Here is a 17,940-nt window from a genome sequence, read left to right on the forward strand (position 1 = left end):
TGTACTATATTTATCACATTATCGATGTTTTTGTAAGCCCCTGGTGCTTCCTCAACGAGCCCGCGAGGCGACGAAAACCTTACAAAAATTCCTTTATTTGTCATTTCTTCTAATATTTTTTTTGTTGAAAAAGTTCTAATGGCAGCACCTCGAGACATCGTCCTGCCACTGCCATGAGAAGTGCTATAAAAACTTTCTTTTCCTTTGTCTGATCCTGCTAAAATATAAGAAGCCGTACCCATTGATCCTGGTATCAAAACTGGCTGTCCCACATTTTTATATTTTTCAGGAATTTCGGGATGCTTTAGAGGAAATGCTCTTGTTGCTCCTTTTCGATGCACTATTAGTTTTTTCGTTTCATTTTCTATCTCGTGTTCTTCAATTTTTGCGATATTATGCGCAACGTCGTAAAGTAATTTTAATTTTATTTTTTCTCCCAGAATTTTTCTAGCTGACTTTCTTATATAATATGAAATCATTTGTCTATTTGCCCACGCATAATTTGCACCACAAGACATTGCAGAGAAAAATCTTTGACCCTCAGGAGAAGAGAAAGGAACAGAAGCTAATTCTCTGTCCGGTAAATTTATTTTGTATTTTAATATTGATTTTTTCATTAAATTAATATAATCAGTTGCAATTTGATGACCCAATCCGCGCGAGCCGGTGTGTATCATAAAAACTACTTGTCCTTTGAATAAACCAAATATTTTAGCAATTTCTTTATCAAAAATTTTATCAACTCTTTGAGCCTCAATAAAATGGTTGCCAGATCCTAAAGTTCCTATTTGGTCCTTTGCACGATCTTTTGCGTGTTCTGAAACCGCGCCAGGATCAGCTTCTTTTAGTGTCCCATTAGACTCACAGTTATCAAGATCTTCTTTCTTTCCGTAATTTTCTTCAACTATTTCTTTTGCTCCGTATTTTAAAATTCTATCAATTTTTTCTATAGATAGTTTTGTTTCTTGCCCTTTTCCAAGTCCAGAGGGTACGTTTTTTTGAATTTCTTTTGCTAAGTTTTCAAGATAAGGATTTATATCTTCTTCTGTATGCTCAGACAAAAGTATTCTCATTCCGCAATTTTGATCAAAACCAATACCTCCTGGAGATATAGCGCCATTTGGATATTCTGTCGCTGCAACACCTCCAATTGGAAAATCATATCCTTCATGGATATCTGGCATTGCAAATGAATATTTTACTATACCTGGAAGAGTTGTTGTGTTTATAAGTTGAGAAATAGACCTATCGCAAAGCGCATTTTCAAGTATCTTTTCTGAAGCATAAATTCTCGCAGGAACTTTCATTTCTTTACGAAAGCTCTTGGGGATTTCCCACAAGTAGTCATTTATTTTGACAAAATTATCTTTATTTATCATTTTTAATTTCTTTACCCTGTAGTTTCCGACGTAACGTCGGAGTACTATTGGGCCAAAGCCAATCTTCGATTTTTTTAAAATCTTCCTTTTTTATATTCATATTAGATTATTTACAAAAAGATACTATTAAGAAAATTTATTTCTTATTTCTTTTAGTATATCTGTTGCGATATCTTTACCACCAAGCCCAAATGCAAGTCCTCCGGCAAGAGCTACCATTCCAATTAATCCATAGGCAATTGCTCTTATGATATCCGGAGCTATTCCGAGCTGAAGAAGTATTGCCAATGTTGCAAATATCCAAATTATTGTTCTTAATATCACGCCTATAAGTTTTGAGTGGGATACTTTTTCACCAGTTGAAGCAACAACAATTCTGTAAGAAAAATCAGAGATAAAAATAGCAGCAATGAAAATTAAAGAGGCAATAATAATGTTTGGTAAATAACTAGCTACTTTTCCTAAAAGGTTAGATACATAATTTATACCAGCAACATCAAAGGCAAGCATTAAAAAGATAATAAAAATTATCCACTCTACTATTTTGCCAAAGAACCTTGAGCCATCTATATGAAATTCAGCTCTCTCGAGCGTATTTTGCCATCCAAGTCTTTTAATTACTTGGTTGAATTTAAACTTATTAAGAAACACTACAATAATTCTTCCCAAAATACTCCCGGTTAACCAGCCACCGAGCACAAAAAGTATAGCAACAAGCCCTCTTAGTATGGGCTCTAAGTTTTTTACGTTTTGTATTATTGAATTAAAATCAGTGTATGTATACATATTTATTTTGTTAATTTTTGCGACCTTGAAAAAAATATCAGATATATTATATTATAAAGGATTGCGGGCGTGTTTCAACAGCAAAACAGCGGAGTAGAGAAGTAGTATCTCGCGGGTCCCATAAGCCCGAGACCCTGGTGCAAATCCAGGCTCCGCGACCACGTTAAAAGTATTGTAAATATTTAGAACCTCGATTATAATATAGATATTATTATAAACCGAAGGTTCTATATGTCAAAATCTAAAGAGAGAATTAAGGCGATTGATCTTAGAAAAAAAGGAAAGAGCATTAAGGAAATAGCAAAAGATTTGAAAGTTTCAAAAAGCTCAGTCAGTATTTGGTGCAGAAACGTAAAATTAACAGAAAAACAAATTAATGAATTACATCAAAAAATGATTGTAGGAGGTTATAAAGGAAGAATAAAAGGAGCAAAAATACAGCAACAAAGAAAACTGACAAAAATAGAGGAATTTAAAAAAGAAGGAATCAAAGAAATAGGTAAGCTTTCAAAAAGAGATTTATTAATAGCTGGGCTTTCGTTATATTTAGGGGAAGGATTAAAAAAGAGTAATGTTGTTAAAATTTCAAATTCAAACCCAGATATAATAAAGTTTGCAATTGATTTTTTTAAAAAAGTATGGGGAATAAAAAACAATAGATTTACTCTTTATATAGGCATAAACAAAATTCATCAAAATAGGACTAATGAGGTTGAAGAATATTGGTCCAGAATTACGGGCATTCCATTAAGTCAGTTTACAAAAACGACCTTAATAAAATCTAAAAATAAAAAAATTTATAAAAATTTTAAAGAACACTACGGAACACTTACTATCAAAGTTCGTAGAAGCGCAGATTTATATTATAAAATTCAGGGATTAATAGATGCGATATTAATCGCCGGGGAGTAGAGTGGCCTCTAAGGCCGTCTCATAAGCGGTCAACGTGGGTTCGATTCCCAACCTCGGCAACAAAATTAAAACGGGGACGTAGATCAACTGGTTAGATCATCGCTCTGTCACAGCGAAGGTTGCCGGTTCAAATCCGGTCGTCCCCGCCAGTCGGCACGAATAGAGGCAATAGCCTCTGTTTTTCTTTTATTTATAAGGTTTTTTGTCGGTTCTAACCTTAGATATTTTTTTTCTAGGGCAGGATAGCCACTTTTAATTGGTTGTAGCCATTCATGCCCTTGTATACTAAGTTTTCCGTCTTTTAATGTTGGGTTCTGACCTAATGATATAAGTATTTCTTTTTTAGTTTCTAAATTTCCCGTAATAAAAGCTTTACGAGCATAAGTTGCAAAATCAAAGGTTTTTTCGGTTAGTTCTAGCCATTTTTCAGCTCTATTTTCGATTTCTCTTAATCTATCTTTAAGTCTTCTAATTTTATCCTGGAGCGGATTTCGTTGTTTTATAAATTCTTCGTCATTAATTAAATCTCGATACCTCATTTTAGTAAGGTTGTCTAATTCCTTTTGAGCCTTCAATAAATCTTTAGACTGACTTTCATGGATTTTAGCTCTCTCTTCAATTTCTTTATCGTTTGATTCATTTAATATTTCCAAAGCCCATTCTCTAAATTGTGGAAGAATAGTATATTTCTCAAGTTCTCTTTCAATCTGCAATTCTAAATCTCCCGCTGTAATAGATTTTCTCTGAGAGCATTCAATATCTTTTTTCTTGCGTGTGCAGAAATAATAAGTATATGTTTTAAGTTTACCTATCTCTTTTATAATTTTTGTTTTTTCTATGGCAGTAATAGAGCATCCGCATTCTCCACAGCGAATTAAACCAGTAAAAGGGAATTTATATTTTTTTGGTCTTGGTTTTCCTTTCCTTCCCAAAATAATCTGAACTCGGTCAAATTCTTCAAGGGTTATCATCTTTTCATGCTTGCCTTCATAAGTTTCTCCTGAATATTCAATAATTCCAGCATAAAAGGGATTGGTAAAAACTCTGTAAATAGTGCTTCGAGACATTGGTTTATCTCCTCTTTTTTTCTCCCTTCTTGTTCTGAATCCCCATTCTTCATTTAAAATATTTAATATTTGCGGAGGTGTATAATTTCCAGTTAGCATTAAATTCCACGCTTTTTGAATTAGATCAAAACGTTCAGGGTCTTTGATGATGTAGTTTTCTCCACGTGGTTCAGTTTTGGTATTAAGATAACCAAGAGGAGCAGAACAGGGTAGCCATCCTTTATCAAGCTTACTTCGCAAACCTCTTTTTACATTTTTACTTAGGTCTAAAATAAATTGATTAGCCATTCCGCTTTCAACATTGAAAATTAAGACATTATCTTCGGGTAAATAATTTCTTTCTATAGTTCTGATTGATTTAATTATTCCTTGTTGTAAAAGCCAACTTATTTTTCCACTATCAATAGGATTACGAGATAGTCTGTTAATTTGCCAACATATAATTCCGTCAGCTTCACCATCTTCAATTCTTTGAATCATTTCATCAAAGACGGGGCGGTTATTAGGTTTTTTAGCTGATTTAGCTTCTGTATAGATTTTTTTGATACTCAAACCGAAATCACTAGCAACTTCTTTTAATCGATTAACTTGGTCCTCAATAGACTGAACTTGTTTATCTTCTCCTTCTGATGATTTCCTTGCGTAAAGGAAATATTTAATTCTATTTTCCATGGCTGTTTTTATGCTGATATTACAGCATCGTTACCCTGCTTTTTCCCTGTATTTTCAGGGAAACTGTTATTGTTTTTTCGTTGTTTTATCAACGATTTAATTTTTCCGTTTTTTATCGGTGTTTTCCCAGTGCATTTTCTCTGTTTTTTCTCTGTTTTATCAGTGATTAAAAAGGGACAACCCTGGACACAGTTAACCTTACGACCAACTGATAGGGCTGCCCCTTTATAGTCATAAAGCTTAAAAACTGTGTCCGTAAATATTATAACACATCTCTTATAAAAATAAACTTTTTAATTTCTTTTTTTAAAAAAGATATTTATATTTCCTTCTCTTAGAAGAATAATATAGACTATAGTTTATATTATAGTATTTACTATAGTAATAAGCTTATTAAATACTACTATAGTAAAACTGTGTTATTTTTCATCTTCTATTACTGGGATATCTTTATATTCGTATTTTTTAATTACTTCTTCTTTTATCTTTTTTAGAAGACTTTTTTCTATTAAACAATATTTAAAACCTCTTTTGCCTGGAACTTCTAGGTTGTAACCTCCATAATTACTTTTCCAAAGCGTAAATCCAGAGAACGAAAGATATTCCCCAGATTCTTCTTTAAGGAGAATAGAAACATAAGCAAGGAGGTTTGGATGTTTTTCACCCTCGGCTTTTTTTATGGTAAATTTTAATTCTGTGATATTTATTTTCATATTTTAAGGAATTATACCTTTCCCGTTTTTTACCGATTAAAAACGGCTATTTACTATCAAAATTGGTTGTCCTCAGCTTATTTTTCTGGCCCTTAGCTCTTGTTTTTACCTGTTTTAACAGGAATCTTATCTTTCAGCTGATTTTCTCTTTTGCCATCCAAATTCATGCCAATTTTAGAGAGTTCAAACAACTGTCTCAAAATTTCTCTTTTGTCACTTCTGTTATAGTCTTCCTTGCTTACTAACTTATTAAAATAACGAGAGATAATTTGCTTTGAGAATTTTTGTCCATCTATTGCTTTACTAAAGCAAATATAAGAACTCCAGAAAGGATTTTTATCTGCTATATTATTAAATCTTCTCTCAAGTGATCTCATGTTTTTAAAATCTTAACTTTTCTTAATTTCTTTGGTTTCTTCTCGACGTTTTTGTAGTTGTTTATATTCTTTTTCTGTTATTGGTTTGTAAATTAACCTCATAAGCTGAATGAGTTTAACTCCTTTTTCATAAGCCTTTTTTCTGCTGATTTCTTTTCCGAACTGATCCCTGTAAATCATTTGAAATTTTTTTATTTGTTGATCGGTTAAGACCATATTAAAATTTATCCTGGTAGAGTTTGTCTTTAACTGCCCTTATTGCTGTTATTAACTTACGGGCATCAACCATTATTTCTGGAGAGTTTTCTTTTCCAAAATTAAAAGTCTCCAGATAAATTTCTCTTTCTGGAGAATCAATAAAAACAAACCTAGCTCTTTTCGGATCTGTAATTTTATCAATATTTACAAGTTCTAATCCTTTAGCGAAAAGAAAGGCTGCTAAATAAAAGTTAGTTGTTTTGAAATATTTATCTTCATTCATATTTTAAAAATTAAAAACCGTGTTTATAACACGGTTTAACATAAATATATTTTTTTCGTTGTGACACTAAGGAGCATTAACAATGTCACACAAAATTTTGCCTTTTTTTATATCTTTCATAGGCTTTTCTTACTGTAGGTGCTTTATTTTTATTTCCTAATTCTTCTTCTGCTATTTCTTCACTAGTATATTTAAAGATTGTTTTTTTTGTAGTTTGAAGACCCTCAACACTTTGTTTCTTTTTTGCTTTTTCATATTCTTTTTGTCCGTATCTTTCTTTTACTTTTTTAAGATAAAAGCTTGGTTCCTCTTCATATTTTTTAAATCTTCTTTCCATCTTTTTTGCTATTCTTATATCTCTATTAATGTTATAATAAGGCTTTAAATTTTCTTCTGCACGAGCATAATTGAAATTTTTAAAAACTTCAGCTTTTCTATTTTTGACATTTTGCATTGCTCTATTCAATTCATTTATCGCAAAGATTCCTTCGTCTCTGGTTAACCTATTATAAGGAACTAAATATATTTGATTTTTTCTAGCATCAAATCCTATGGAGAAATTAGCAGAAGGGACAAAATTAAACTTACCATACATAATATATAACCGGATTGCATCATAGAAGTTATTAGGAAGTTTATATTTTCTTATAATATCTTTTACAGTTTCTTGAAAATCAATAAGGGGAATGTTTTTTCTTTTAAAGCTATTTAAAATCTTTTCAAAGTTAGTATTTGTTTCAAATTCTCCCTTCCTTTTTTTCTCAAATAAAGTTCTCTCTTTAAGGTTAAAAGTTTCATTATCCATTATTTTATCTGATTTTTTTTCCAGTTTTTGGAACCATTCTTCCGCATCTTTGTTTTCTTTAAAACCATCTTTTGGGATTTTAAATTTTTTTCTTATTTCTTGTATCTCTTGCTTGAATTCTTTATTCTCGGACAGCAATTTTAGTAAGTCAGTATTAATTTTACTGACTTTTTTTAGAATTTTAGCTTGATCTTTTTTCATATTAATTTTTATATTTATTTTTCTTCATATTGCCACTTTTTACTTATTTTCTCAATGGTCTTTCTGCTTTTATCATTTATTAATTTATGATATTATTTATTTGTAAAGTTTGAACGTTTAAATCAGCCTAAGTCCTTAATGGATATGGCCTCTTAAAGCCTCAGCGACAAGAAGGGTCTTCTGACCAGCACTTCGTCGCTGAGGTCAATGCTCGAAAGAGCATTGGTTAGTCCGAAAGGACTATCGCTGTGTTGGGAGATCCTTTTTATTTACAACATAGTGATAATAAAATAAAAACCTCAGCGACAATGCCAAAACAAAAGAAACTTTGGAAAAAAAATAAACTAATTTGTGGTGATAATTTAGAGGAATTATCTAAACTTCCTAAAAATAGCGTAGATTTAATTTATATTGATCCGCCCTTTTTTACTCATAAGCAGTATGAAGTAGTTTGGGGAGACGAAGCAGAAGTCAGAAGCTATAAAGACAGATGGGAAGGTGGAGTAGAGCATTATATAGGTTGGTTGAAACCAAGAGTTCAAGTAATGTATGAAGTTTTAAAAAAAACAGGATCTTTTTATATACATTGCGACTGGCATGCTAACTCCCATATAAGAATTATGTTAGATGAGATTTTTGGTGGAGAGAATTTCCAAAATGAGATAATTTGGAATTACGGAGCAAGAGCAACAGTAAGAAAATCAGGCTTTCCAAGAAAACATGATACTATTTTTTTCTATACTAAAAGTAAAAATTATATCTTTAATTCCCTGTATAAACCATATAAAGATCCTTCTATGGGAAGATATAATAAAATAGATTCTAATGGGCGACATTTTGCTTTAATAAAAAGAAGGAGAACTGATGGCACCGTATACTATGGTAAATGTTATCCAAAAGAAGGAGCTCCAGAAACCGATGTTTGGGATATTTCTTTAATGGCTTCTACTTCTAACGAAAGAGTAGGTTATCCTACTCAGAAACCAGAGGCACTTTTAGAAAAAATTATTAAAGCATCTTCAAATGAAGGCGATGTAGTGGCTGATTTCTTTTGTGGTTGTGGAACGACTATTGCTGTTGCTCAGAGATTAGGAAGAAAATGGATAGGCATAGATATTTCACCAACAGCGATTAAAATAATGGAAAGAAGATTAAAGAAAAGTCTAGGGACGGTAGAAGGTATAAATTATACTGTTGTGGGCTTGCCCACAACAGTAGAAGAAGTAAGAAAGTTAGAACCTTTTGAATTCCAAAATTGGGTGGTAATAGATAAAATGAGAGCCAATGCAAGCAGAAAGAAAGTAGGGGATATGGGGTTAGATGGTTATTATCCTGAAAGTATCTTAACTAAGTCAGCAGGAATACAGGTAAAACAATCTGATAAAGTGGGACGTAATGTAGTAGATAATTTTGAGACAGCGTTAAAAAGAGCAAAATATAAAAAAGGTTATATCGTTGCATTTAGCTTTACTAGGGGTGCTCACGAAGAGGTAGCACGAATAAAAAACAAAGGAGATTTAGAGATAAAATTAATTACCATAAAAGAGTTATTAGAAAAGAAAAGACCAATAGTATAGATGATAAAAATAAAAAACTAGCAGAAGAAGCAGCTGAAAAATTAGCTGAAATTTTTGTTATGCAAATTGAGCACGAAAAGAGAGAAGTGCTGAAGATAAATGCTTTTTTGTTTATAAAATAATAATGTCGAAGGTTGCAGAGACAAAAGACTTAAATAAGTAGGATAATCGTAAAAGAACAGAAAATTGGATTGATTTACTTGACAATTATTTTTTGTTACAATAGAAAAATATCCATGGAAATTGAAAAAACTGATAAATGTGAGAAAAATAAAGCACTTTTGACTGCTTATTATTTTATTAAAAAAGATAAAAAAGAAAAAAAGGGCATTGATAGTTTGAAACTACAGAAGTTGTTATATTACGCACAAGCCTGGAACCTCGTTTTTAATAAGAAAAAATTGTTTGAGGATAAAATCGAAGCGTGGATACGAGGTCCTGTAGTTCCTAATGTTTGGAGCTCGTTAAAGAGTGTTGATTTGAACGATTTAGACCTATCAGAGAAGGAATTAAATTGCTTTAGCAATGAAGAGAAAAAGATTCTAGATGAAGTTTGGCGTGTTTATGGCAAATATGACGGGGAATACCTAGAGTTGCTTACCCATAATGAATTTCCCTGGCAAAATGCAAGGAAGGGTTTATCTGAGGGTCAGCATTCTAATAATGTGATATCTCCCGATGAAATGAGAAAATATTATAGCAAGAAGTTGCATGAAGATGAAATGGCAAAATAGATGGCAAGAAATATTAAAAATATTTAAGAGCAAGGCACCCCATTATACAGAAGATAATTTTGATGAGCTAGAGAAAATAGCAAAGAGGAAGCCTGGAGCTTCCCTAATTCCCGAAGAAAAAGCCCTATTAGAAGAAGACATAGAAGATAAAAAACTCTTAGTGAGTTTTTTTTATTTTCCAGAAAATCAGATAAATGGGAAAGACATTACTTTTTTAAGAGGCCTATTTAATAAAATAAAAAAAATCAGCTCTTTTTCTAAAAATAAACTTGAAGGATCTGGATTTATAAGAGATTCTATTAGGAGATATGATTGTAATAATGAATATAAAGAACTTTTCCGAAATCTTCCTCCCGACATTGTTGTCCTGCATGAAACAGAATTTTTAGGAAGTGGAGGCAGGATTTTCTTTTTCTTTGTAAAGAATATATTTTATTTTGTTTCTGCGAAGGAAATTCATCTAAATACTCATTAATTTATTTTTTTGAAGAGAATATGGCAACTGAAAAATTTATCGAAAAGCAGGAGAAAAAATTAAAAGGAGAAGCTGAAATTAACTGGGATAAAATACCGAGAACTAATAGTGATCCAATTCCATTTATTGGACAAGAAGCTTGGGATAAAATTAATAATTTTTCTCCTCTTTCCAAACATCATTTAAATTTAATGGGGAAAGAAGTCGCTAAATCTTTTAAATACATCATAGAAGAAAAAGAAGACCATTATAAATCATTTCTTAGGGAAGAGAAAGAAGAAGAAGGAAAGGTAACTATCGGAGATCTAAAAAGAGAAGGATTGCGTGAGCCAATTTTTCTTGCGTTTGCATATAATAATCCTTTTAAGAGATTTATAAAAGGATTTTGGGGTATTTTAGCTGATGGCAATCATAGATTCATTATGTGTAAGCATCTTATTTGGTCGGGCGAGAAAGATTTTATTAAGGATATTGAAAGATGTCGTTTATACATAATATATCTTAAGAATTTGCGTAATCTTGTTAATAATAACTTAAAGGAAGCATTGTAATTTTAGTAGTAAAAGACATCCCATTTTTCCCCTAACCTCAGTTCTAACATTGTCCACGATGCCCCGCAGCCCCAAGCCTCTACAAAGTAGAGGTTTTTTGGTAGAATGAGCTAAAGGTTGGAAATTTAAATTAAGATATAAAACTATGGCGAAAAAAGGAGTGCCAAAAAGAGATGGTTCAGGTAAGGGAGTTAGAGTTAATCGTGGTCGTGGTGGTTGTGCGAAAACACGCTCTACTGGTAAGGGTAGGAAAAGAAGATAAATGAAGGGAAACTTTATAGAGATTTTTTGATAGAATAGAAAATTATAATTTTACTATGATAAAAAATATTATTTTTGATTGGTCTGGAGTTTTAAGCAATGATATAATACCGGTTTATAAAGGAACAATGGGTGTCTTCCGAAGGCTTGGGTTAAAAGAATTAAGCTTTAAAGAGTATAAAAAAGAATTTGTTCTCCCATATATGAATTTCTATAGGAAATTCACTGATACCCCAAAAGAAAAAGTAGATGATTTATTCTTTCAAGAATTTAGCTTAGTTGATGGCCCAAAGCCTTTTCCAAAAGCAAAAAAAACATTAGAAGACTTAAAAAGGAAGGGCATAAGAATTGTGTTATTAAGTTCACACCCTGAAGAAAAAGTTAAAGAAGAAATGGAAAGGTATAATTTTCAAGATTTCTTTGTGGATATAAATAGTAGTGTTCACGATAAAGTAAAAGCAATAAAGGGAATACTAGAAAAAAATAATTTTATAGCCAAAGAGACTTCTTATTTGGGGGACATGACTCACGATATAGATGCTGGGAAAAGCGTTGGAGTAACAACTGTTGCGGTTTGTTGGGGTTATCAACTAAAAGAAAAACTATCAAAAAAGAACCCTGATTTTCTGATAGAAGATTTAGACGAGATTGTTAAAATCTTAAATTAACCACAGTTCTAACATTGTCTACTACGCCCCGCCTACGCTAAAGCTTCGGCGGGCAAGCCCGCAGCCCCCAGACCTCTACAAAGTAGAGGTTTTTTGGTAGAATATATTAAAGGTCTAAAGTCAAAAGAAATTTAACTAATATTTTATGTCTTCATTTGAAAAACCAAACATAGAAGAAAAAAATTTTGAAAAAGACATTATAGAAAAACAAAACAAAAAAGAAAATATTGGATCAGAAGAAGAACAATATAATGATGAACTAGACGAAATAGTAACGGCGATGGATAAGAGATTTTTTGAACTTAAAGACCAGGGCTTAGAGCACAGAGAGGCCATGAAGCAGGCAATGGAGGAATATAAACCAAAATTAATAAATTTAGATAGGAAATTTGGTAAACTTCCTCCCGAAGAAAAAGAATAACTTTCCTTACAAAAATCCTCTACTTTTACTTTGTAGAGGTTTTTTGTTTATGATATAATTTATTAAAGGTTAAAGTTGATTATTAAAAAAGTTGGCACATTAAATTTGCTAGCTTAAAAAATTTATGGATTTTAAAAACAAAATAGCAATTGTTACCGGTGCGGGGCAGGGAATTGGCTATGGAATAGCGACTGTCCTAGCTAAAGAAAGATGTAACGTCGTGGTTAGTGACATTAATCAAGAGAATTGTGATAAAGTTTCCAAGGAAATAGAAAATATAGGAGTTGAGGCTTTAGCAATAAAATGCGATGTTTCAAAAAAAGAAGAAGTTGATAATTTAATTGCAAAGACCACAGAAAAATTTGGTAAGTTAGATATTCTTGTAAATAACGCTGGTATTTTTCCTTTTGTTCCTTTTTTAGAAATGAAAGAAGAAGATTGGGATAAAGTTTTAAATGTTAATTTAAAAAGCGTTTTTTTGTGTTCACAGGCCGCAGCAAAAGTAATGGAGAAAGGCGCAAAGATTATAAATATTTCTTCAATTGCCGCTTTCATTGGTTTTCCATCATTATCTCATTATTGTGCTTCAAAGGGTGGTGTAAACAGCATAACAAGAGCATTGGCTTTAGAGCTATCTTCTAAAAAGATAAACGTAAATGCAGTAGCTCCAGGTTCTATTGATACTCCAGGAGCAAGCAAAGCATCTAGCGAAGAGGTTAAAAAGCAAACGTTGGCTGCGATTCCTTTAGGTAGGATGGGTACGTCAGAAGACATTGCAAATACCGTTATCTTTTTGGCATCAGAAAAAGCCGATTATATAACTGGACAGACAGTTATTGTTGATGGTGGATGGACGCTTCAATAATTTTCAGGTTTATATTCTCGCTATTTCTTTACTGTATAAAGTTTTGTGATATAATTTAAAAATAAGGTATCAATATGTTAGATTTATTTCCCTCTCTATTTGTGACTGCTGTTCCTGCTATTTCCAGTTTTATTTTATTTTTTCTTGTTATCAAAAATAGCCTTTCAAACAAAAAGGCTTTTTTTCAGCATTATTTAATTGGATTTGCAATTACGTCTTTAGTTCATTTTCCAATATTTATTATTAATTTAGGCATAAAAATTAATTATGACTCTCTCTTGGTTTTGTATTGTTTTTCTTCTTTTTTTCTTTTGCTTTCTTATCTCTTTTTTTACAGAGGATCTGCATTGTATTTTACAGGAGGAAGATTTTTCAATACCGTTTTGCCGTTAGTTTGGGTGCTTTATTCTGCTTTTGGTATTTTTTCATTAATGTTTGTCGGTTTTGATTATTTTACAATATATACAATTATTATGTGGGGTTTTATTTTCCCAGCCAATATACTTTTGAGCATGCTTTTTATTTACCATTTTATAAAAGGATCTTTTCTTGACGACTCAAAAAGCATAAAAGAAAGAACGTATATGCTAATTTTTATTTTTAGTTGGGTATCCATTTTAGTTTTAGATGGTGTGCATTGGGGGATTTTATCTGGCTATCCTGTTGGGTTTTGGATAATTAAAATGGCATCTTTTAAAGGATATTTCATTGTAAGGGCTGCCTTATATTTACTGATATTGCTCGGTTGTCTTATTTATTTTCGAATTATTAAAAAATCAAATGCTTTGGAAAAAATTAAAATTTTAAGAAAAATGAAAAATGTTTTTAAAAAAATTAAAATTTTAAGAAAAATGAAAAAAAACCAAAGACAAGTCTAGTTTAACTTATCGTTAAAAATTAGAAAGGTTATTTTTTAAAGTCGTTTTTTTATAAAATAATAATTATGAAAAAAATTTTAACTTTCGTTCTTTGTTTATTTTTAGCAGTATTTTTGGTGGGAAATTTTACTATGGCGCAGGAACAGAATCAGCAACAAAGTCAAATACAGACACAGGCATCAACAAACACGCCGACAGGAAGTCAAAATCAGGTTCAGACAGAAGAGACCAATCGTGAAAGAACATCTAATCAAGGAGAAGAATATAAATTGCGCGTTACAAATACCATTCAGAATTTAACACAGACAGCAGAAAAAATTGAAGAAAATAATCCTGAGATTGGTGAGAATGTGAAAGAAATGATTCAAGAACAGACAAGATCAGTGGAGAGTGTGTCAGAAGCACTTAACAGAATACAAAACAGAAACTTAATATTGAGATTTTTAATTGGTCCTGATTATAATGAGATTAAAAAAATAAAGGGAGAGATTGAGAAAAATAGACTTAGAATTCAAGAGCTTAATCAGGTTATGAATCAATTACAAAATGAAGGTCAAGAGAAAGAAATCCAAGAACAAATACAGCTTCTTGAACAGGAAAATACAAATTTAAAAGAGTTAATTGAAGAAACAGAAGGAAGGTTCAGTCTTTTTGGCTGGTTAGTAAGATTTTTCCAGGGACAATAAGAATATTTAATAAGTTTTTAGAACAAAGACCCAAGATATTTTTGGGTTTTTGTTTTTCTGATATAATTTAAAAAACATGACAAAAAAAATTCCAGAAAAAAAGATAAAAATTACTCTTTTGATTTTAGGTGTTTTTTTATCTTTAATTATAATTTTGGGTTGTTTTTATATATCAAAAAATATTGAAATAGATAATAAGGATTATTTTTTTCGTCCAAGAAAAGAAGACAAGGTTAGCTCGGTTATAAAAAATTTTGGTATTAAAATTGATAAAATTAATGTTTTTGCCCCTATTGTAAAAAATGTAGATGGTGCAAATAAAAATATTTATAAAAGAGAATTGAAAAAAGGAGTTGCTCATATGAAAGGCACGGCGTTTCCCGGCGAGGGAAGTAATATTTTTATTTTCGGACATTCGAGTTCTGAAATAGGATGGGGTAAATATGCAAAAATTTTTGCAAAACTTGGAGAGTTAAAAGTTGGAGAAAATATTATTATTTACTATAAAAATAAAAAATATCATTATGAAGTTTTTGATAAAGAAATAATTGAAAAAACAGAAATTAGCGTTACAAAGCCGACGAAAAAAGAACAACTAACCTTAATGACTTGTTGGCCGATAGGGACTGCAAAGAAAAGATTAATAATAAAAGCCAAATTGCCGGATTAGAGTATTTTCCAAAGTCAAAACAAAAAAACAGCTTTTTTTAAAAAGCTGTTTTTTTATAAGATTTTTTATCGTTTTATTTCAAAAACTTTATTTCCGGCAAGAACATAGATATTTTTATCTTTTGCGCTAGCCCAGATCGCTTTCATATTTTTAAACTGATCGCTTTCATATTCTTTTTCAATGTTTCCAGTATCATCTATAAGCATAACTCTATTATTTTTTGGATCGGCCACATAAAGATATTTATTATCTTCTGACGTGAAAATTTCCGCTGCAGAAGTAATCTCCGGATATGTTTTTGGAGATTCAAATTCGTCCTTTAGTGAACCCCCACTATATTTTTTAATCGTACCATCTTTATATAAAAGATAAATATTGCCATCAATTGCGATTGACACAGCGTCTTTTCCTGAATTTCTTTCTTTAAACCAAAGATCAGGATCTCCGATATTTGAACTCGAAGCTTTATATTTTATAACTTCTCCCTCTTTATTGTCGAAAAGATAAATATAGCCATCAAAATTATCTAATTTTGTTACACTTACGTTTTCATAAGGAAATTCTATTTGTAATGATTCTTGTTTTTCATCAATTACAACCGAGGTGGGGGATAAAAGGAAAAATGCTTGTTCGTTTAAAAGAGTTGCTCCTAAAATATCTGCTTCTTTTTCTTCGAATTCCCCCTTTTTGTCATTGTTGTTCCATTTATATATGTAAGCTGAATTTTTTGAGAATGCAAAAAAATTATCTTTACTGATTACAAATCCACTCGCAGACCATTCTTTTTCATTTGCATTTGTTGGTATTGTAAATAATGGTTTAATATCCCCTAAGACTTCTCTACCCACAAGTTCAGCAATGTTTTTATTTAGCTCTTCTTTTAATTTTGAGATTTCTTCTTTCTCTGCAGGTGGAGGATTTTTAATAGAATCTAAAATTTCAATACCGTCTGTTAATGATTGAAGAGCTTTTTCTTCGTCGCCATAAATAATATATTTTTCGCTATCGTCTTGTTTTACTTTCGCTTCTTCTATTTTTTGATTAATTATTCTTAATTGTTGCGTTTTTTGTTGTTGATTTATTCCAAAAATTATCCCTAATAGAATTATTGCGGCAACTACAATTAATATCCATTTTTGTTTTAAAAGTTTAGAAATTTTTGTTTTAAACTTTTGTGAATAATGCATTTTTTCAATTGCTATTCGAGGCGCAACTTCTTCTTTTTTGTCTTTTACAGAAGATCCTATTTTTTCTATTTTCGGCTTAAAGATTGTTTTTCCTTTTTCTGTCATTTTTTTAGCAAAGCCTTTACTTTTCTCTACCCCCGCCTTAAATTTCTCTTTCCCTTCTTCCAACTTTTCTTTTTTAGGAAGTTTAAATCCAGATATTGCCATTGGCTTCTTTGTAACATCAAGGCTAGGTTTTAATCTTTCAACAACCTCGGCGGTTTTTCCCGTCTCTACAATTAAAGCAACGCCACTATCTTCTGGATTAATTAAACTTGCTATTTTTTCTTCTTCCATTGGTAAGACTTCCTTTGCTTTATCTATTAAAAAATCTTTTGAGAAAATATTTGAAGTTGAAAAAAGTAAAATATCATCTTTTTTGATATTGCTTTGGAGTATTGTAGAGAAAGGAAACAGTACATCTTTTTCTAAAATCAAGTCTTTTACAAGGTCTATTATTTGATCTTCTCTTAATATAAAGCTTCTCATTTTCCCGAGCAGGGTAAAGTAAATTTTTTTCTCATCTACTATTGCGATAAGAAAATCAAGATTACCAAGCCAGTTTATTCTTTCTTGATTTTCTTTTAAAACCTTATTTCCTTCTTTTAGCGCCGCTTCAAAGGCCTGATAAGCAGATGCATACCTAAGGTTGTAGTATTCTCTCTTAACACGGGAAGCTAAAAGGTTTATAAGATAAAAAGAGTTTTCTGATACATTTCTTATTCTTCCTACCATAAAAAGCCGCCCAAATTTTTCTTCTTCAAAATTACTTGGTTCGTAAACAAAGCTTTCACAATAAACAGTTGGTTCCTTTTTATCGAGGATTATTTCTTTAATTCTCATGTTAGAAATTTTACAAGATTTATTTATTTTATATTATTTGATGATTTTTAGCAACACTACAAATAATATTTTTATTTTTGCTAAAATTTGGTAATATAAACTAATAAACATTATAAAATTTATGGCTAAAGAGCTCGAAATTTTACTTGGATCAAAATCAAGACCAAAGGTTCTTAATCTTTTTTTTCAAAATAAAGAAGCAGAATTTACTTCAAAAGAAGTTGCAAAGAAATGCCAGATTTCTTCAAAGGCAGCAAAAATGGAATTGGAAAAGATGCAAAAAATCCATCTTCTTTTAAGAAAGAAACAAAAAAAGTTTGTTTATTATAATCTTAATTTAAAATTTCCGTTTTTACCCGAACTAAGGAGTATGGTAATTAGCGCTTCTCCAATATTGTTTGGTGAAGCAAAAATAGTTTTTAAGAAAGTTCCAAGGGTAAAACTTCTATTTTTATCAGGAGAATTTTTAAAAGAAAGAAAATCACCAGTTGATGTTCTCTTTGTCGGCGACAACATTTCACAAAATAATATTTCAAAAGCGATTAAAAAAATAGAGAGCGATATAGGAAAAGAATTAAGATGGACAGCAATGAATCTTAAAGAATTTAATTACCGTTTTAATATTAATGATAGATTTTTGGGAGACATTCTTTCGCGTAAAAATAAAATTATTATTAACAAAATAAGGTGGA

Annotated in this window: 20 protein-coding genes and 3 tRNA genes; 15 read left to right on the forward strand and 8 right to left on the reverse strand. The window is 31.0% G+C overall.

Features of this window, described 5'->3' with window-relative positions; genetic code table 11:
- Together PHI88_02835 and PHI88_02840 are read right to left on the reverse strand one after the other, a co-directional pair.
- A partial coding sequence (locus tag PHI88_02835) for an RtcB family protein (protein ID MDD5552066.1) occupies positions 1-1,379 on the reverse strand: 1,379 nt, incomplete at its 3' end.
- Positions 1,380-1,505: 126 nt separating this feature from the next.
- On the reverse strand, positions 1,506-2,165 hold the full coding sequence (locus PHI88_02840; protein ID MDD5552067.1) for a hypothetical protein: 660 nt from the start codon (positions 2,163-2,165) through the stop codon (positions 1,506-1,508).
- 87 nt (positions 2,166-2,252) lie between these two features.
- Between PHI88_02840 and PHI88_02845 the strand changes: the two genes are divergently transcribed.
- From PHI88_02845 to PHI88_02860, 4 genes are all read left to right on the forward strand, one after another.
- Positions 2,253-2,326, forward strand: a tRNA-Met gene (locus PHI88_02845).
- Between the two features lie 70 nt (positions 2,327-2,396).
- Positions 2,397-3,077: a helix-turn-helix domain-containing protein gene (locus tag PHI88_02850; GenBank protein MDD5552068.1), complete on the forward strand. Its 681-nt coding sequence runs from the start codon at positions 2,397-2,399 to the stop codon at positions 3,075-3,077.
- Positions 3,066-3,136: transfer RNA gene (locus PHI88_02855), tRNA-Ser, on the forward strand. Before PHI88_02850 ends, PHI88_02855 begins: the two co-directional genes overlap by 12 nt.
- Positions 3,137-3,149: 13 nt before the next feature.
- Positions 3,150-3,226: transfer RNA gene (locus PHI88_02860), tRNA-Asp, on the forward strand.
- A 2,009-nt stretch (positions 3,227-5,235) separates the two neighbouring features.
- On the opposite strand, the gene PHI88_02865 is transcribed toward PHI88_02860, so the two are convergent.
- The 5 genes from PHI88_02865 to PHI88_02885 all read right to left on the reverse strand — a co-directional run bounded on the left by PHI88_02865 (position 5,236) and on the right by PHI88_02885 (position 7,393).
- Positions 5,236-5,529 carry a hypothetical protein gene (locus PHI88_02865; protein MDD5552069.1) on the reverse strand — a complete coding sequence of 98 codons (294 nt, stop codon included), beginning with the start codon at positions 5,527-5,529 and terminating at the stop codon, positions 5,236-5,238.
- A gap of 92 nt (positions 5,530-5,621) precedes the next feature.
- Positions 5,622-5,906 carry a hypothetical protein gene (locus PHI88_02870; GenBank protein ID MDD5552070.1) on the reverse strand — a complete coding sequence of 95 codons (285 nt, stop codon included), beginning with the start codon at positions 5,904-5,906 and terminating at the stop codon, positions 5,622-5,624.
- A gap of 12 nt (positions 5,907-5,918) precedes the next feature.
- Complete coding sequence (locus PHI88_02875) at positions 5,919-6,086, reverse strand: hypothetical protein (GenBank protein MDD5552071.1); 168 nt, start codon at positions 6,084-6,086, stop codon at positions 5,919-5,921.
- Positions 6,087-6,123: 37 nt separating this feature from the next.
- Positions 6,124-6,387, reverse strand: a complete 264-nt coding sequence (locus PHI88_02880) for a DUF5659 domain-containing protein (protein ID MDD5552072.1) — start codon at positions 6,385-6,387, stop codon at positions 6,124-6,126.
- A gap of 85 nt (positions 6,388-6,472) precedes the next feature.
- Positions 6,473-7,393 (reverse strand): hypothetical protein, encoded by a 921-nt coding sequence (locus PHI88_02885; protein ID MDD5552073.1) that lies wholly within the window; start codon positions 7,391-7,393, stop codon positions 6,473-6,475.
- 308 nt (positions 7,394-7,701) lie between these two features.
- On the opposite strand from PHI88_02885, the gene PHI88_02890 reads away from it, so the two are divergent.
- The 10 genes from PHI88_02890 to PHI88_02935 all read left to right on the forward strand — a co-directional run bounded on the left by PHI88_02890 (position 7,702) and on the right by PHI88_02935 (position 15,179).
- Positions 7,702-8,970, forward strand: a complete 1,269-nt coding sequence (locus tag PHI88_02890) for a DNA methyltransferase (protein MDD5552074.1) — start codon at positions 7,702-7,704, stop codon at positions 8,968-8,970.
- 236 nt (positions 8,971-9,206) lie between these two features.
- Positions 9,207-9,704: a DUF4065 domain-containing protein gene (locus tag PHI88_02895; protein MDD5552075.1), complete on the forward strand. Its 498-nt coding sequence runs from the start codon at positions 9,207-9,209 to the stop codon at positions 9,702-9,704.
- Positions 9,688-10,179 carry a hypothetical protein gene (locus tag PHI88_02900; protein MDD5552076.1) on the forward strand — a complete coding sequence of 164 codons (492 nt, stop codon included), beginning with the start codon at positions 9,688-9,690 and terminating at the stop codon, positions 10,177-10,179. The genes PHI88_02895 and PHI88_02900 overlap by 17 nt, the downstream gene beginning before the upstream one ends.
- Positions 10,180-10,199: 20 nt before the next feature.
- Entirely contained in the window at positions 10,200-10,730 is a 531-nt protein-coding gene (locus PHI88_02905; GenBank protein MDD5552077.1) for a hypothetical protein, read from the forward strand.
- Positions 10,731-11,047: 317 nt separating this feature from the next.
- Entirely contained in the window at positions 11,048-11,659 is a 612-nt protein-coding gene (locus PHI88_02910) for an HAD family hydrolase (protein MDD5552078.1), read from the forward strand.
- A 145-nt stretch (positions 11,660-11,804) separates the two neighbouring features.
- Complete coding sequence (locus PHI88_02915) at positions 11,805-12,080, forward strand: hypothetical protein (GenBank protein ID MDD5552079.1); 276 nt, start codon at positions 11,805-11,807, stop codon at positions 12,078-12,080.
- Between the two features lie 124 nt (positions 12,081-12,204).
- Positions 12,205-12,945: an SDR family NAD(P)-dependent oxidoreductase gene (locus PHI88_02920; protein MDD5552080.1), complete on the forward strand. Its 741-nt coding sequence runs from the start codon at positions 12,205-12,207 to the stop codon at positions 12,943-12,945.
- A gap of 74 nt (positions 12,946-13,019) precedes the next feature.
- Positions 13,020-13,823, forward strand: coding sequence for a hypothetical protein (locus PHI88_02925; GenBank protein MDD5552081.1), 804 nt, complete (start codon positions 13,020-13,022; stop codon positions 13,821-13,823).
- 65 nt (positions 13,824-13,888) lie between these two features.
- Positions 13,889-14,509 carry a hypothetical protein gene (locus PHI88_02930; GenBank protein MDD5552082.1) on the forward strand — a complete coding sequence of 207 codons (621 nt, stop codon included), beginning with the start codon at positions 13,889-13,891 and terminating at the stop codon, positions 14,507-14,509.
- 76 nt (positions 14,510-14,585) lie between these two features.
- The gene (locus PHI88_02935) at positions 14,586-15,179 is read left to right on the forward strand and encodes a class D sortase (GenBank protein MDD5552083.1); all 594 of its coding nucleotides are present in this window, start codon (positions 14,586-14,588) and stop codon (positions 15,177-15,179) included.
- Positions 15,180-15,244: 65 nt separating this feature from the next.
- Here PHI88_02935 and PHI88_02940 read toward each other — a convergent pair whose 3' ends face one another.
- Complete coding sequence (locus tag PHI88_02940) at positions 15,245-17,248, reverse strand: hypothetical protein (protein ID MDD5552084.1); 2,004 nt, start codon at positions 17,246-17,248, stop codon at positions 15,245-15,247.
- Between the two features lie 121 nt (positions 17,249-17,369).
- Here PHI88_02940 and PHI88_02945 point away from each other — a divergent pair.
- Positions 17,370-17,940, forward strand: a 571-nt coding sequence (locus PHI88_02945; GenBank protein ID MDD5552085.1) for a hypothetical protein, incomplete at its 3' end; no start/stop codon positions are given.

The sequence above is a fragment of the Candidatus Paceibacterota bacterium genome (assembly GCA_028716825.1).
GTDB lineage: Bacteria > Patescibacteriota > Minisyncoccia > Minisyncoccales.